We start from the raw sequence: 15,791 nt of genomic DNA, 5'->3' as shown, positions 1-15,791 counted from the left end.
CTCCCCGGCGGGCGTCCGGGCCGCCCCCCGCGGGGGGGGCGCCCCCCCGCGCCCCCCCGGCCCCCCCGCGCGGGGCGGGGGGCCCCCCCCCCCCGGCCCCCCCCCCGCCGCTGCGTGGCCCTGGCAGCGGCAGCGGAGGACAGTGGGGGGAGGGGAAGACCCCGGGAAGACCCCGGAGGTGCACGATGTCCTGCCGGACACCCGGCCGGGGCGCCGGTACGGGGGCCAACCCGCTGCGGCGGGGAGCCGACCGTGCCCGCACCCGCTGGCACGCCGTCTTCGCGCTGGCCTGCCTGCTCGCGGTGGTCTGCGCGATCGGCACCGGCCTGGCCGTGCACGCTTCCGGCGAACGCGCCGCCGAGGCCCGCGCCCGTCTGCTGCACCGGGTCACGGCCACCACGGTGGCCGAGCCGGTGGGGCCCGAGGCCGCCCGGACCGCCGGCACGCCCGCGGCGTCGGCGCAGGCCACCTGGCGGTACCCGGACTCCCGCGTGCACACCGGGCCGGTCCCCGTCCCGCCCCGCACGCCTCCCGGCCAGGGCGTCACCATATGGGTGGACGATGCCGGCGACGTGTCCCTCAGGCCGCCGCGCACCGCGGACGCCATCACCCTCGATGCGATCGCCGCGGGCGCCGGGGCCCTCGCCGCGGTCGTCCTGTGCTCCGGCGGCCTGGTCTCCGTACGCCTGCGCCGGATCGAGGCGGGCAGTCTGCGGCAGTGGGAGCGCGAGTGGGAGCGCGTCGAGCCGCACTGGTCCGGGCGCGCCCGGCCGGAGCAGGGCGCGGACGACGAGTGAGCCGCGAGGCCCTGGCTAGGCGGTGTCCGGCGGCCCCGGGGGACCCGGCGGCTCCGCGAGGACGCTCCAGGCGACCGGACCCAGCAGGTCCGCCACCCGCTGGAACACGTCCATCAGCAGGTCGTCCACCGTCAGCACGCCCACCACCCGGCCCCCGTCCAGCACGGGAAGCCGCCGTACACCGGTGGTCCGGAAGATCCGGTACGCCGTGTGGATGTCGTCCCCCGCCTCCACGGTGACCACGGGGGAGGACATCACCGTCCCGACCGCCGCGGCCGGGTCGGCGCCCGCGGCCACGACGCGCACGGCGAGGTCCCGGTCGGTGACGATGCCGCACACCTCCTCGCCCTCCGTCACGACGACGGAACCGACGCCGTGGCCGTCCATGCGCCGGGCGACCTCGCGGATCGGTGTCACGGCCGGGACGGCCACCGCCGGCGCCGACATGGACGCGGACACCTTCGCCGCGGACACTCGTGATGCGGACACCTTCGATGCGGAGACCCTCATGGTCCGGATCCTTCCGGGCAGCGCCCCTGCGGAAACCCGCCGCAGACGGTGCCGCCCCGGGGCGGAGCAGGGCCGAGCAGACCCGCTCGGGGGCCGCACGGCCCTGTGCCGTCCGCCGGTGCTGCCGCAGCATCGGATCCAGGGAAGCCGCTACCGGTACGGGTACCGATGCCGGTGCCAGTACCGATACCGATACCGATACGCCGTCCAGGCCACATCCACACCACACGACACCACACCAGTCCAGCCCCGTTTCAGAGGTGATCTGACATGGCATCCGCAGAATGGACCACTCCCGGGGTGTACGCCGGCCCGGGCGGCGTGCTGACCGACGCGGCCGGCACCCTCACCGGTGAGCTGACGGTCCACACCACATGGGAGCAGGAGCGGGCGCACATCACCGTGCAGTACTCGGGCGCATCCGAGTGGTACGCCCTGGCAGGCAGCCCCGTGGCCTGCCCGAGCCCCGAAGCCAGCCGGTCGGTGCACCAGAGCGCGGTGGAGGCCGTGCGCACGGGCGGGGCGGTGCCCTTCACCCCGTGGCCGACCACACCCGTGGCCTGAGCGGGCCACCCGTCACCCGTGCCGACCTCCTGCCGGCCGGGCCGCCGCCCGGGAGGGGTGCCGACCGGCCCGGGGTGAGGGCCGGTCGGCCCTTCGGAGGGCGGGGACGGCCCGCGAGAGTGGAATCGGGCGGCCGTCGTGCCGCCCGGAAGCCGCAGCCGAGCACATGGAGGGCAGAGCCGTGACACCTGTCATCGCCGTCGGAGTGGACGGATCCCCGGAGAGCCGGGCCGCCGCGCGGTGGGCGGCGGACGAGGCGGTCCGGCGCGGCCTGGGCCTGCGCCTGGTCCACGCCTGGCTATGGCAGCCGGTGTCACTGCCGATCGCCCAGGACCGGGACGAGGAGGCACGCTGTGCCGAAGCCGTCCTGCACGCCGCGGCCGACGAGGTCGCCGCGCGCCACCCGGAGCTGGGCATCGTCACCGAGGTGGTGTCGGACGCGCCGGTGCCCGCCCTGCTGCGGGAGGCGGAGCAGGCGGAGCTGCTGGCCCTGGGCACCCGCGGCCACGGCGCGGTGCTCGGGTTCCTGCTGGGCTCGTACGGGCAGCAGGTCATCGGCGAGGCGGCCTGCCCGGTGGTGTCCGTCCGCGCGGCCGGCGCCGGAGAGCCGGATCCCGGCCGGGACGGCGCCCCGGGCGAGGTCGTCGTCGGCCAGTACGGCTACCCCGAGGACAGCCACGACGTCCTCGGCTTCGCGTTCGAGGCGGCCGCCGTGCGGGGGGCCGCCGTACGGGCGGTGCGCGCCTGGGACCTGCCGTCGATCTACGCGTACAGCCCCGGCTCGATGTGGATCTCCGACCAGGACGGCGGGCTGGTGCAGTACGAGCAGGCGGCGCTGCGCCGGGCGCTGGAGCCGTGGCGCGAGAAGTACCCCGACGTGCCCGTGGTGGAGCACGTCGAGCTGGGCAGCGCCGGGCAGATGCTGCTGTCGGTGGCGGAGGGGTCCGCGTCGCTCCTGGTCGTGGGCCGGCGTACGCGCAAGGGGCCCGTCGGCAGCAGGATCGGTTCGGCGGCCCATGCGGTCCTGCACCACGCGCGGTGCCCCGTGGCCGTGGTGCCGCAGTCCTGAGTGCGCGGGCCGGGGTCCCGGACCCGCGGGAGGGCCGGCCGCCGCCGGCCGACCGCACCGCTCAGGCGGGGCGGCCCGGCTGGCGGCTGGACGGGACGAGGGTGTGGCTGGCGATCACGGCGGCCTGGACGCGCCGGTCGACGCCGAGCTTGATGAACAGGCGCGAGACGATGTTCTTCACCGTCTTCTCGGCGAGGTAGAGCCGCTTGCCGATCTCACGGTTCGTCAGGCCCTCGCTGACCAGCACCAGGATCTCTTTCTCCCGGTCCGTGAACCCCGGCAGGCCCGGCACCTGCTCCTCCTGCGGCACCTCGCCCCGCATCCGGGCCATGACCCGGGCGGTGGCGCCCGGGTCGAGCATCGATTTGCCCGAGGCCACCGTGCGGACCGCGGTGACCAGGTCCGTCCCGCTGATCTGCTTGAGGACGTAGCCGGACGCGCCGGCCATGATGGCGTCGAGCAGGGCCTCCTCGTCGTCGAACGAGGTGAGCATCAGGCAAGCCAGCTCCGGCATCCGGGAGCGCAGTTCGCGGCAGACGGTGACGCCGTCGCCGTCCTGGAGCCGGACGTCCAGCACCGCCACCCGCGGGCGCAGCGCCGGCACCCGTACCAGCGCCTGCTCCGCCGTGGACGCCTCGCCCACCACGCGGATGTCCGGCTCGGCCTCCAGCAGGTCGTGCACGCCCCGGCGGACGACCTCGTGGTCGTCGAGGAGGAAGACGCTGATCGGCTCCTCCGCCGGGTGGGGGGCACCGCTGTCGGTCATCTTCCGCTCCTCGCTCGGGCGCGTACCGGACGCACGCGCGCATTCGCATCCTGCCGGGGCGGCGGGCCGCACGACAGGGCCGATCGGCCCTTCCGCTAGCGCGGAACGGGCCCGCGCGCGACCGGAATCCCGGACTTCGGGACCTTCGGCCCTTGGTACGGGGCATGCGGACCTTCCCCCTCCGCCGGTCCGGCTGATGGGGTGGGGGCGACCGGACCGCTGTGCCCCGGACGGGCCCGGTGCCGGCCGCGGTGACGCAGGAGGGGAGAGGGACATGGGTAGGACGATGATCGCGCTCAGGACGGTCGTACGGGACGAGTACGGGGCGGGCGTCGCCGTCGTGGGCGAGTTGGACGTGCACACCGTGGCGGCCGTCGAGCCGAGACTCGCACGGGTCGCCGACGGCGGAGGGGAGGTGGTCCTCGACCTGTCCGGGCTCGCGTTCTGCGACACCTCGGGCATCGACATGTTCCTGCGCCTGCACCGGCGGTGCGCGCGCACCGGGGCGCGGCTCCTGCTCCAGGGCGTGCCACCGCTGCTGGCGAAGTCGCTGCGGGTGGTCGGCGCGGACCGGGAGCTGCACTGCACCTGGTGGTGAGGTCCGTTGGAGGACCGTTCGGCCCTGGTGCGGCGCCTACGGTCCGGGTGACGCTGCTGGTTCACGTACGAGCACAGTACGCAGCAGATCGATCCCCTTCGGACCGCAGGTGCGCATGATGGAACACAAAGTGGACGGGGAGGGTGCGCGCCGCATGCGGCCCCTGGACCGGGGCGAGGCCCTGCGCCTGCTCGGGACGGTCCCCCTGGGACGGGTCGTCTTCACCCGGCACGCACTGCCGGCCGTGCGGCCCGTGAACCACCTCCTGGACGGTGAGGACATCGTCCTGCGGGTGCACGACGGCGGCGCGCTCGCCGCGCTGGCGGCGCCCTCCGCCGGCGCGGGCGTGGTCGTCGCGTACGAGACCGACGACATCGACGCCCGCAGCCGTCTCGGCTGGAGCGTCGTGGTCACCGGCTACGCCCGCCCGGTGACCGACCCGGCGCAGGCGGCCGCGTACGAGGACCGGCTGCGGCCCTGGGTGCTCGGGCCGGAGCCCTGCCGGGTCGTCCGCATCCGGCCGGACCTGGTCACCGGCTTCCGGCTGGAGCGCGACCCGGCCCCGGAGCGGGGCACGGACGGGCCGGAGCCACCCCGGGCCGCGGACCCCCGGCCGGCCATGGAGCCGGGCGCGGCCCCGTGCGCCGGGGCCGGCTGATCAGCCGAGCTCCGCAGCGGCCGGATCCCGCTGGAGCGGGGCCCGCCACACGAGCCGGCTGCCGCCCTCCTCCGGCGACTCGATCAGGAACGCGCCGCCGACGCTGCGGGCCCGCTCGTCCAGGTTCGCCAGCCCGCTGCGGCGGCCCTGCTCGGGGATGCCCACGCCGTTGTCCGACACGGACAGCACGACCTCGCCCCCGCCCGCCTTCAGGGAGACCCCGACCCGGCTGGCGTGTGCGTGCCGGGCCGCATTGCTGAGCAGCTCCCCGAGCACGGCCACGACGTGGTCGGCGACATCGGTGGGCACGTCGGTGTCGAGCAGTCCCTCCATGCTCAGCCGCGGCGGGTGCCCGAGCAGGGTCGCGGCCTCGCCGACCGCGCGCGCCGCGCGGGCGCGCAGCCCCGCACCGCCCGCACCGTCCCGGTCCTTGGTGCGCAGCCCGAAGATGGTCGACCGGATGATCTTGATGGTTTCGTCGAGGTCGTCCACGGCACGGCCGAGCCGCTGTGCCGCCCCGCCGTGCTCCACCAGGCGGGCCGCGCTCTGCAGGGTCATCCCGGTCGCGAACAGCCGCTGGATGGCCAGGTCGTGGAGGTCACGGGCGATGCGGTCGCGCTCCTCCAGCAGGGCGATCTGCTCGGCGTCCCGCCGCCGGTCCGCCAGCTCCAGGCCCAGCGCCGCCTGCCCGGCGAAGGCCAGCAGCGGTTCGAGCTCGCCGTCGCTGAACACGGGCTCCCCCGCGGCCCGGGCGAGGAACAGCACCCCCCGCGCGGGCGCGCCGCCCGTGCCCAGGGGCACCGCCACCGCCGGGCCCTCGGCGCGGGCCGGCGCCGAATCCGCCTCGAACCGCCGGTCGGTGGCGGTCCTCGGGCTCGACACCGGGGCGCCCTCGGTGTGCGCGGCGCCCACCATCGTCCCCGCGAGGGGCAGGATCAGCCCCTGGCGGGCGTCGGCCCCGGCGCCGATGGCCACCTCCACCAGCAGCCCGTCGGTCTCGGGCAGCGCGGTGGCGATCTCCGCCGCCTGCGCTCCGGTGATGTCCTGCGCCCTGCGCGCGATGAGCTGCAGCACCTCCGTACGCGAACTCCCCGACAGCAGGCTCCCGGTGATCTCCGCATTGGCCCGCAGCCAGTGCTGCTGGCGCTGGGAGCCCTCGTACAGGCGGGCGTTGTCGATGGCGACACCGGCGGCCACCGACAGCGTGGTGATGACGGACTCGTCCTCGGTGTCGAACTCCTGGCCGCCCCGCTTGTCGGTGAGGTAGAGGTTGCCGAACACCTCCTCCCGCACCCGGATCGGCACCCCCAGGAAGGTGCGCATGGGCGGGTGGTGGGCGGGGAAGCCGTGCGAGGAGGGGTGCGTACCGATGTCGGCCAGCCGCAGCGGCTCCGGGTGCCGGATCACCTCGCCCAGCAGGCCGTGCCCTGCCGGCAGCGGCCCGATCCGGGCGATCTCCTCGTCGGACACGCCCACGGTCAGGAACTGCGACAGCGTCCTGCCGTCCGGGCCGATGACGCCGAGCGCACCGTACTCGGCGTCGACGAGCAGCGCGCCGGCCTCCACGATGCGGCGCAGGACCTGGGAGAGCTCCAGCTCCCGCCCCACCGACACGACGGCCTCCAGGAGGCTGTGGACGCGGTCGCGCGTGCCGCGGGCGGCATCGATCCGCGCCTGGAGCTCGTCGAGCAGCTCGTCCAGACGCATCTTCGGCATCTGGGACAACGAATCCCCCACCATGAACCGGCTCTCCTTGTACTCAACCGGCGCAAAGCCTATCGGGAGCACACGGACACGGAAGGCCGAACTCCCGTCACGGGGCGGGGTCGAGGGCGGGCGTCACAGGACGTGCAGGACCTCCGCGACCGCGCGGCGGGGCGTGCCCGGGCCCTGCGGGCCGTAGCCCAGCCGCACGATCATCTGGACGTGACCCGTGCCCGTGACCGGGTTCCGGGCCGGCCACCGCAGTTCGGGCCGTTCCAGGGGCTGGGAGGTCAGGGACGTGGCCAGGCCGTCGACGGTGGCCTGCAACAGGACGCGTTCCAGGGCCTGCCCGGCGCGCAGCCAGTCGGCGGGCGCGTCCCCGGCCGTGGAGAGCAGGACCAGCTGCGGGTGTTCCTCGAAGGCGGCCCGGTCACGGCCGGCCACCGGCCTGGTCCGGCCGAAATCCCGTACGGTCGCGGTCCCGCCCGTGCCGCGCGGGCCGAAGGCGGCGGTGGGGATGCCGTCGCGGCGCGGCCTCGCACCGGCTCCGGCACCGGCACCGGCACCGGCTCCGGCTCCGGCGGCCGTGCCCGCGGCGGCGGTTGCGGGCGCGGCGGTGTCGTACGTCCAGGCGGCCGTCTCGGCCCGCACCTCCGGATCGAGCTCCTCGCTGTGCTGGGCGTCGCGCACCAGCCCGAGGAGCGTGTCGACGTGCCACGGCTCCGGCACGTCCAGGCGGCAGCCCTCCAGGAGGGCGGCCGCCCGCAGGCCGTCCAGCAGCGCGTCCGCGACCGGCTCCGCGCCGAACGGGAAGCGGCTCGTACGGCGCCTGCGCAGCGCGGGGTGCAGCGCGGCCAGGTCCTCGTCGTCGCCGACGGGTTCGGCGAACCCGGCCTCGGCCAGCAGCCAGGGGTCGGAGGCGTCCGGCAGCAGCCGCACGACGGCCTGCCGGCCGTGGTGGGCGGCGGAGACGCGCAGGTTGAACAGGGCCGCAGCGCAGCCGAGATGGAGGGCGCGATGGTCCGGGTCCGCCCGGTGCATGGCCCGGCGGGGGTCCCCGTACAGCTCGATGGTCCCGGTGGCCCGGTGGAAGACGAACTTCCAGGGCTGCGCGTTGTGCATCGAGGGTGCGGTGACGGCGTCGCCGACGAACAGGGCGGCTTCTTCGCTGCCGATGAGTGGTGCGGTCACGGGACTGCTCCTGTCGTGCGGGTGGTGCGCTGTACCCAGGTTCCGCCGCGCGCCCGCGCCCACGGGAGGGGCCGACCGGCCCCACCGGGGACCGGTCGGCCCTGGCGCACCGGACCGGGGAGTGCTTCCATGAAGGTGCGGGAAGAGCCCAATACTGAGGATGCGGAGAAGCGGCCTCGTGCCGTGCACCACACAATCGGGTTCCGCGAGAAGCGGGCGGGCTCTTTCCGCCCTTTGCCGTGCGCTCACCGGGCCATGGCGCTGCGGCTGCGGCTGCGGCTGAGGCTGCCGGTGTCGTCGACGAGCGCCGTGACGTACGAGACGACCGACGCGACCCCCTCGATGCGTTCGACCAGGCTCCGCAGCACCGTCAGCTGGCTCCGCCGCTCCACCCGACCCTCCAGGGCGACGACCCCGTGGACGACGTGGACGTCGACGGCCCCGGACGGCAGGTCCAGGGCGTCGTCCAGCACCTCCGTGACGACGCGGCGCCGGATCTCCGTGTCCGGCCGCAGGAACAGGCGCAGCAGGTCCCGGCGGGTGATGATGCCGACGAGGCGGTCCTCCACGTCCACCACGGGCAGCCGCTCCACCCCGCGTCGGGCCATCAGCCGGGCGGCTTCGGCCGCGGGCTCGTCCGCGCGGACCGTCACCGCGGGGACGGACATCACCTCGGCCGCGGTGGCCGGCCCGCCCGTCTCCCCCGGGGCGCCCGGCTCGGGCGGGAGGTGCGCGAGCAGGTCCGTCCGGGAGACGACGCCGAGGACGCGGTCCTCGTCGTCGAGGACCGGGAGCCCGCCGATGCCGTGTTCCTCCAGGAGCTTCACGACGTGCTCGAAGGTCGTGCCGGGAGCCGCGCAGACGACCTCGTCGGTCATCAGGTCCGCCACCTTGATCTGCCTCATGAGGCCCTCCTGTCCTCCTGCGTCTGCCTGCCGTGCGCGGGTACCCAGCCCACGATCCGGTGGGCGCGCAGCGCGATCGAGGGCCGAACGGTCCCCTTCCGGGCCCGGGCGGCCCACGTGGCCGCCCCTGCCGGACGCGCGCGCCGGACGCCTGCGCCGGACCCGATGACCCCGGCCCGCGCCCACGGACGGGTAAGGGCCCCCGGGGCGGGCTACGGTGAAGGAGTCGGCGCCCTCCCCGCCCGAGCCGGCGACTGGAGGTGGTCCATGGGCGGCGCAGACGGCCCGGCCGCCCCCCGAAGCAGGCTCCCGGGGCTGCGGCTGGACGAACTGCTCGACGAGCTCCAGTCCCGCATCGACGAGGCCCGGGGGACCCGGGACCGGCTGCACGGGCTCCTGGAGGCCGTGCTGTCGGTCGGTCGCGAGCTGGACCTGCCGCAGGTGCTGCGGGGGATCGTCGAGGCCGCCGTCGTCCTCGTCGACGCCGAGTACGGTGCCCTCGGCGTGATCGGCGGCGACAAGAGGCTCGCCGAGTTCCTCCCCGTCGGGGTCAGCGACGAGCTGCGGGCCCGCATCGGCGCCCTGCCCTCCGGCCACGGCATCCTCGGCGAGCTCATCCGGCACCCGGAACCGCTGCGGTTGTCCGAGCTGTCCGAGCACCCCGCCTCGTACGGCTTCCCGCCCCACCACCCGCCGATGCACTCCTTCCTCGGGGTCCCCATCCGGGTCCGCGAGGAGGTCTTCGGGAACCTGTACCTCACCGAGAAGCGGGGCGGCGCCGAGTTCGACGCGGAGGACGAGGCCGTGTTGTCCACGCTGGCCGTGGCGGCCGGCATCGCCATCGAGAACGCCCGCCTCTTCGAGGAGGTCCGGCTGCGCGAACGCTGGCTGGAGGCCGGTTCGGACATCACCAGCGGCCTGCTGTCCGGGGCCCCCGAGGACGAGGTCCTCGGCGGCATGCTGGCACGGGCCAAGGACATCACCGGCGCCGACCTGGGGGTGTTCTACCTCCTCGGCCCCGCGGGGGAGCTGCGCGGCTCGCTCGCCCTGGGGGAGGGCGCCGAGGCGCACCGCGGGATCGTCCTGCCGGACACCGGCGGCACCCTCGCGGCGGCCGCACTGGCCGGTGAGGGCCTGGTCGGCGTCGCGGACGCCGGGACGGACGGGCGCATCACCGTGCGGCCCGAGCACTGGCAGGGCTTCGGCCCGGCCGTCGCCGTCACCGTCGGCACGGAGGAGAAACGCAGCGGCGTCCTCGCCCTGGCCCGGCTCCGCGGTCGCCCGGGCTTCGCCGCCGCCGAGGTCGCCGCGCTGCCCGGGTTCGCCGGGCAGGCGGCCCTCGCCCTGGAACTCGCCGGCCGGCGCCGGGACGCCGAGCAGCTGAGCCTGCTGGAGGACCACGACCGCATCGCCCGCGACCTGCACGACCTGGCGATCCAGCGGCTCTTCGCCACCGGGATGACCCTGCAGAGCGCCCAGCGGTTCGTCGACCACCCGGAGGCCGCCGAGCGGCTGGCGCGTGCCGTGGACGACCTCGACGCCACCATCAAGATCATCCGATCCACGATCTTCGGCCTCCGGGAAGGCGAGGCCGGCACCGCGGGCGCGGGACCCGGCGGGCGGGCAGCCGGCCCGGGCGCACCGCGGAAGCTGCGGCTGGGCCTGGTCACGGCGGTGGACGAGGCCGCCCGGGTCCTCGGCTTCGCCCCGGCGCTGCGCATGGAGGGGCTCATCGACACCGACGTGCCGGCGGGCGTGGCCCGGGAGGTCCTCGCGGTGGTCGGGGAGGCCCTGACCAACGTCGCCCGGCACGCCCGCGCCACGGCGGCGGAGGTCTCGGTCGCCCTGGCCGAGGGGGTCCTCACCGTCACGGTCACCGACGACGGCGTCGGACTGCCGGGAGAACCGGGCGGCGGGCCGGGCGGAGGCCGCCGCAGCGGGCTGCGCAACCTCGCCGAACGCGCCGAGCGGCTCGGCGGCCACATGACGGCCACCGCCCGCCCCGACCACCCCGGCACCCGCCTCCACTGGCAGATCCCCCTTCCCCCACCCTGACCCCGGCGGGGCGCCCGCGTCGTGCCGGAGCCCGGGCCATCGGCGGGCACGGGGCCCGGCCCGCCCGGGTGCCGGCGGGAACGGTGGCCGGGGCGGCGGGGAGACGCACCGTGGCGGTCGGTGGTCGCGGGGTGGGACGCTCGGCGTGGTCGGGTCGTGTCCGCGCGCCCCGGGCTTCGGGGCATCAGGGCATCAGGGCATCAGGGCCCAGGACATCAGGGCATCAGGGCATCAGGGCATCAGGGAGGCAAGGATGAGCGGCGGCGCCGATCCCGGGCTCTACGGGCCCGCGTCCGTCACCTGGCAGTGCCACGGCGATCCGGTCATGTGGATCGCCGGCGTGCGCGCGCTCTACCTCCAGGCCCTGCACCCCCGCGCCGTCCGTGCCGTTCTGGCCAATTCCGACTTCCGTAACGACGCCTGGGGGCGGCTGCTGCGCACCGCCGACTTCGTCGGCACCGTCACCTACGGCACCACCGCGGCCGCCGAAGCCGCCGGCGCCCGGGTCCGACGGATCCACCGGGCGCTGTCCGCCACCGACCCCACCACCGGCGAGCGGTTCCCCGTCGACGACCCCGACCTGCTGCTGTGGGTGCACTGCGCCCAGATCGACAGCTTCCTGCACGTCCTGCGCCGTTCCGGTGTCCCCCTGACCCCCGCCCAGGCCGACCGCTACGTGGACGAGAACCGGGTCAGCGCCCGTCTCGTCGGTCTCGATCCGGGTGCCGTCCCCGCCGACACGCGCGGGCTCGCCGCGTACTTCGAGCAGGTCCGGCCGGGGCTCGTCGCCGGAGCCGACGCCCGCGCCGTGGACGACTTCCTGCGCAACCCGCCCGTCCCCGCCGTCCTCCTCCTTGGCCGAAAACTGCTGTGGAGCCCGCTCGCCGCGCTTGCGTACGGAACCCTCCCCGGCTACGCGCACCGGCTGTACGGCAGGCCCGCGCCGCCCCCGCGGACCGTGACCCGGCGCCTGCGCCTCACCGGTACCCTGCTGCGCAGCATTCCCGCAGGTCTGCGCTGGCAGCTGCCTCCAGGTCACATCTTGAACGCGATGCGGCGCATGGGCCCCGGGAGCCGTCCCTCGGCGTACACACTGCGTACATCAGCGGCCATACTTGAGCGGCCGGGGAGGGCGTAGGACGTAGCACGACAACGGGGGCGGCTTTAAGACATGGCGGAGTCCAGACTGATCCAGGGCCGGTACCGGTCGCTCGATCTGATCGGGCGCGGCGGCATGGGCGAAGTGTGGCGCGCCCGGGACGAGTCCCTCGGCCGGCACGTCGCGGTCAAATGTCTCAAACCGCTCGGTGCCGAACGGGACAACCACTTCACCCAGGTCCTGCGCGAGCGCTTCCGCCGCGAGGCCCGCGTCGCTGCCTCCCTCCAGCACCGCGGTGTCACCGTCATCCACGACTTCGGCGACGACAGCGCCGCCGGAGGCCCGCTCTACCTGGTCATGGAGCTCCTCGACGGCCGGAACCTCAGCCAGCTCATGGAGGAGAACCAGGCGAGCCCGCTCCCCGTCGACGTGGTCGTCGACATCGCCGAGCAGCTGGCCGCCGCCCTCGGGTACACCCACGCCCAGGGCGTCGTGCACCGCGACCTCAAGCCCGCCAACATCATGCGGCTCACCGACGGCACGGTGAAGATCTGCGACTTCGGCATCGCCCGCCTCGCCCACGACATCGGTTTCACCGCCAAGCTCACCGGCGGCGCCATGGCCATGGGCACCCCCCACTACATGTCGCCCGAGCAGATCGCCGGCGGTGAGCTCGACCACCGCAGCGACCTGTACTCCCTCGGCTGCGTCCTGTACGAGATCGCGACCGGGGCCCCGCCGTTCGACCTCGGCGACTCCTGGTCGGTGCTGGTCGGGCACCGGGACAACGTGCCCGTGCCGCCGCGCCGGCACCGCCCGGAGCTGCCCGAGTACTTCGAGCGGGTCGTGCTGGAGCTGCTGGCCAAGTGCCCCGAGGACCGGCCCGACGACGCCCGTGACCTGCACCGCCGGCTCGTGGAGGACCGCCTCCGGGCCGGCCTGCCGTCGCCCGGCCAGGCGCCGCCGCTGCCCGCCTGGGCGCAGGGCATGACCGCGGGCCGCAAGGCGGGCATCGACGCCCGCCCGGCGAGCGGCGAATGGGCCGTGCTGACCGGCTCCTGGACGGCGGCGCGCCCGAGCGGCGGGCACCGGATCCTGCGCCCGGCCGCCTCGGAGGACCCGCGGCTCACCGCACCGTACGGGGTGCCGCGCGGCACCGTCCTCGACGGCTCCGGATCCGGCACGGGCACGGCCGCCGGCATCGGCATCGGCATCGGCACGGGGCTCGACGCGCTCGGTGCCGACGGCTTCGACTCCGACACCGGCTCCGCCGCCGCACTCGCCGCCGGCCACGCCCGGGCCTTCGCCCTCAGCCGGGCCGGCCGCCCCGAGGAGGCGCTGGCCACGTACGAGGCCGTCGCCCACGGACGCACCCGGCTCCTCGGCGCGGACCACCCCGACACCCTGGCCGCGCGCCAGGAGGCGGCGTACGAGCTGGGCCGGCTCGGCCGCCACCGGGAGGCGTACGACGTCTACCGGGCGGTCCTGGTCGGCCGCGAGCGCAGCATGGGCCCGCTCCACCGCGACACCCTGCACTGCCGCCACAACCTGGCCTGCGCCCTCGGGGCGCTGGGCCGGCACGCCGAGGCCCACCACGCCGCCGCCGAGACCGCCGCCGACCGGGCGGTCGTCCTGGGCGCCGAGCACCCGGACACGCTCCTGACCCGGTACGAGGTGGCCTACGCGCTGGGCCGCCTCGAACGCTGGGAGGAGGCCCTCGAAGGCTTCCGCGCCGTCGCCGCCGCCCGAGAACGGGTGGTCGGCCGCGACCATCCCGACACCCTCGCCGCCCGCTACGAGGTCGGCATCGCGCTCGGCCGCACCGGCCGCGCCGCCCAGGCCCTGGACCTGTTCCGGGGCCTGGTCCGCGACCGCACCCGGGCGTACGGCGCCGCCGACCCCGAGACGCTCCGCGCGCGGCACGTCCTCGGCGTCAACCTGGGCCGCCTCGACCGCTGGGAGGAGGCGGTGGACGAGGCCCGGCAGGTGGCCGCGACCCGGGCGCGGGCGCTCGGTGCCGAACACCCCGACACCCTGGTCAGCCTCCGCGAGCTCGCCGTCGGCCTCGGCCGGCTGGGCCGCTGGGACGAGGCGCTGCCCCTCTACCGTGAGATCTCGGGCGTCCGCGAACGCTCCCTCGGCGACGCCCACCCGGACACGGTCGCGGCCCACGCCGACGAGGCCCACTGTCTGGAGCGGCTCGCCCAGGTGTGCTACCAAGAGCCATGACGACCTTCGGGCGGGACGCACACGACGGCGGCAACGGCACGAACGGCGACGACGACGGCGGTGGTCTGCGCCGGGACGTGTACGACGACGTGATCGTCGGCGGCGGGCACAACGGCCTGGTGGCCGCCGCGTACCTGGCCCGGGCGGGCCGCTCGGTGCTGGTCCTGGAACGGCTCGGCCACACCGGCGGGGCCGCCGTCTCCACCCGCCCCTTCGCCGGCGTCGACGCCCGCCTGTCGCGCTACTCCTACCTCATCTCGCTCCTCCCGGCGAAGATCGTGCGGGATCTGGGGCTGGACTTCGCGGTCCGCCGGCGCGCGGTGTCCTCGTACACCCCCGTCGAGCGCGGCGGCCGCCACGGCGGGCTGCTCGTCGGCGCCGACGAGGCCCGCACCCGGGAGTCCTTCGCGCGGCTGACCGGCTCGCAGCGGGAGTACGACAGCTGGCGGGCCTTCTACGGGACGGTGCGGCAGGTCGCCGGGAAGGTCTTCCCCACCCTGACCGAACCCCTGCCCAGCCGGGCGGAACTACGGGCCCGCATCGACGACGCAGCGGCCTGGCGGATGCTGTTCGAGGAGCCCCTCGGGCGGGCGGTCGAGGAGCACTTCGCCGACGACCTGGTGCGGGGCGTCGTCCTCACCGACGGCCTCATCGGCACCTTCGCGGACGCGCACGACGCCTCCCTCGCCCAGAACCGCTGCTTCCTCTACCACGTCATCGGCGGCGGCACCGGCGACTGGGACGTCCCCGTCGGCGGCATGGGCGCCCTCACCGATGCGCTGGCCGGGGCCGCACGGTCCGCCGGGGCACAGATCGCGACCGGGCACGAGGTGCTGCGCATCGACACGGACGGCACCGGGGCGGAACCCGCCGAGGTGGTCTTCCGCACGGCGACCGGCGAGGGGCGGGTCGCCGCGCGGACGGTGCTGGTCAACGCCTCCCCGCGGGCGCTGGCCGAACTCCTCGGCCAGGAGCCGCCGTCGCCGCCCGCCGAAGGCGCCCAGCTGAAGGTGAACATGCTGCTGCGGCGGCTGCCCCGGCTGCGGGACACCTCCGTGGAGCCCCGCGAGGCCTTCGGCGGCACCTTCCACATCGCCGAGGGGTACGCCGAACTGGCGCGGGCCCACGCCGAGGCCGCGGCCGGGGAGCTGCCCTCCGTACCGCCGTCGGAGATCTACTGCCATTCGCTGACCGACCCGACGATCCTCGGCCCGGAACTGGTCGAGCAGGGCTACCAGACGCTGACGCTGTTCGGCCTGCACACGCCGGCGCGGCTGTTCGAGAAGGACAACCAGGGCACGCGGGAAGTGCTGCTGACCGCCACCCTCGCCCAGCTCGACGCGCACCTCGCCGAGCCGATCACCGACTGCCTCGCCTTCGACGCGGACGGCCGGCCCTGCATCGAGGCCAAGACCCCGCTCGACCTGGAACGCGAACTGCGCCTGCCCGGCGGGAACATCTTCCACCGGGAGCTGTCCTGGCCCCACCAGAGCGGCGACGGCGACGGGTTCGCCCCGGGCCGGTGGGGCGTGGAAACCCCGTACCCGGGGGTCCTGCTGTGCGGCGCCGGCGCCGTGCGCGGCGGCGGTGTGAGCGGGATCCCCGGCCACAACGCCGCGATGGCGGCGCTGGGGCGCTGAGACACG

Annotated in this window: 14 protein-coding genes; 9 read left to right on the top strand and 5 right to left on the bottom strand. The window is 75.6% G+C overall.

Annotated features, from left to right (window positions below; genetic code table 11):
* Positions 1–185 precede the first annotated feature (185 nt).
* Positions 186–797, top strand: a complete 612-nt coding sequence (locus tag ACFVGY_RS03165) for a hypothetical protein (RefSeq protein ID WP_385670104.1) — start codon at positions 186–188, stop codon at positions 795–797.
* 15 nt (positions 798–812) lie between these two features.
* Here ACFVGY_RS03165 and ACFVGY_RS03160 read toward each other — a convergent pair whose 3' ends face one another.
* Positions 813–1,307 carry a cyclic nucleotide-binding/CBS domain-containing protein gene (locus tag ACFVGY_RS03160; protein WP_385670101.1) on the bottom strand — a complete coding sequence of 165 codons (495 nt, stop codon included), beginning with the start codon at positions 1,305–1,307 and terminating at the stop codon, positions 813–815.
* Between the two features lie 270 nt (positions 1,308–1,577).
* Here ACFVGY_RS03160 and ACFVGY_RS03155 point away from each other — a divergent pair, with 270 nt between their 5' ends.
* Together ACFVGY_RS03155 and ACFVGY_RS03150 are read left to right on the top strand one after the other, a co-directional pair.
* Complete coding sequence (locus ACFVGY_RS03155) at positions 1,578–1,871, top strand: hypothetical protein (RefSeq protein ID WP_385670099.1); 294 nt, start codon at positions 1,578–1,580, stop codon at positions 1,869–1,871.
* Positions 1,872–2,052: 181 nt separating this feature from the next.
* The gene (locus tag ACFVGY_RS03150; protein ID WP_385670096.1) at positions 2,053–2,940 is read left to right on the top strand and encodes a universal stress protein; all 888 of its coding nucleotides are present in this window, start codon (positions 2,053–2,055) and stop codon (positions 2,938–2,940) included.
* A 61-nt stretch (positions 2,941–3,001) separates the two neighbouring features.
* Here the strand turns inward: ACFVGY_RS03150 and ACFVGY_RS03145 are convergent, their stop codons facing one another.
* A complete protein-coding gene (locus ACFVGY_RS03145) occupies positions 3,002–3,706 on the bottom strand; it encodes a response regulator (RefSeq protein WP_385670093.1) in 705 nt (234 codons plus the stop codon).
* 274 nt (positions 3,707–3,980) lie between these two features.
* Between ACFVGY_RS03145 and ACFVGY_RS03140 the strand changes: the two genes are divergently transcribed.
* Together ACFVGY_RS03140 and ACFVGY_RS03135 are read left to right on the top strand one after the other, a co-directional pair.
* Complete coding sequence (locus tag ACFVGY_RS03140; RefSeq protein WP_385670090.1) at positions 3,981–4,304, top strand: STAS domain-containing protein; 324 nt, start codon at positions 3,981–3,983, stop codon at positions 4,302–4,304.
* A 118-nt stretch (positions 4,305–4,422) separates the two neighbouring features.
* Positions 4,423–4,962, top strand: coding sequence for a pyridoxamine 5'-phosphate oxidase family protein (locus ACFVGY_RS03135; RefSeq protein ID WP_385670087.1), 540 nt, complete (start codon positions 4,423–4,425; stop codon positions 4,960–4,962).
* Here the strand turns inward: ACFVGY_RS03135 and ACFVGY_RS03130 are convergent, their stop codons facing one another.
* The 3 genes from ACFVGY_RS03130 to ACFVGY_RS03120 form a co-directional block, all read right to left on the bottom strand.
* Positions 4,963–6,678 carry a GAF domain-containing protein gene (locus tag ACFVGY_RS03130; protein ID WP_385670084.1) on the bottom strand — a complete coding sequence of 572 codons (1,716 nt, stop codon included), beginning with the start codon at positions 6,676–6,678 and terminating at the stop codon, positions 4,963–4,965. It lies immediately after the preceding gene.
* 123 nt (positions 6,679–6,801) lie between these two features.
* Positions 6,802–7,857, bottom strand: a complete 1,056-nt coding sequence (locus ACFVGY_RS03125) for a nitroreductase (RefSeq protein ID WP_385670081.1) — start codon at positions 7,855–7,857, stop codon at positions 6,802–6,804.
* Between the two features lie 245 nt (positions 7,858–8,102).
* Positions 8,103–8,762 carry an HPP family protein gene (locus tag ACFVGY_RS03120; RefSeq protein WP_385670078.1) on the bottom strand — a complete coding sequence of 220 codons (660 nt, stop codon included), beginning with the start codon at positions 8,760–8,762 and terminating at the stop codon, positions 8,103–8,105.
* Between the two features lie 267 nt (positions 8,763–9,029).
* Here ACFVGY_RS03120 and ACFVGY_RS03115 point away from each other — a divergent pair, with 267 nt between their 5' ends.
* The 4 genes from ACFVGY_RS03115 to ACFVGY_RS03100 all read left to right on the top strand — a co-directional run bounded on the left by ACFVGY_RS03115 (position 9,030) and on the right by ACFVGY_RS03100 (position 15,785).
* Entirely contained in the window at positions 9,030–10,817 is a 1,788-nt protein-coding gene (locus ACFVGY_RS03115; RefSeq protein ID WP_385670075.1) for a GAF domain-containing protein, read from the top strand.
* Between the two features lie 253 nt (positions 10,818–11,070).
* Positions 11,071–11,955 carry an oxygenase MpaB family protein gene (locus ACFVGY_RS03110; RefSeq protein WP_385670073.1) on the top strand — a complete coding sequence of 295 codons (885 nt, stop codon included), beginning with the start codon at positions 11,071–11,073 and terminating at the stop codon, positions 11,953–11,955.
* Between the two features lie 33 nt (positions 11,956–11,988).
* Positions 11,989–14,145 carry a tetratricopeptide repeat protein gene (locus ACFVGY_RS03105; RefSeq protein ID WP_385670071.1) on the top strand — a complete coding sequence of 719 codons (2,157 nt, stop codon included), beginning with the start codon at positions 11,989–11,991 and terminating at the stop codon, positions 14,143–14,145.
* On the top strand, positions 14,142–15,785 hold the full coding sequence (locus ACFVGY_RS03100) for a phytoene desaturase family protein (protein ID WP_385670068.1): 1,644 nt from the start codon (positions 14,142–14,144) through the stop codon (positions 15,783–15,785). The genes ACFVGY_RS03105 and ACFVGY_RS03100 overlap by 4 nt, the downstream gene beginning before the upstream one ends.
* Positions 15,786–15,791 lie beyond the last annotated feature (6 nt).

The organism is Streptomyces sp. NPDC127106 (assembly GCF_042677605.1).
Taxonomy (GTDB): Bacteria; Actinomycetota; Actinomycetes; order Streptomycetales; family Streptomycetaceae; genus Streptomyces.
The sequence above is the reverse complement of the archived record's forward strand: the minus strand, read 5'-3'. Positions and strand labels throughout refer to the sequence as shown.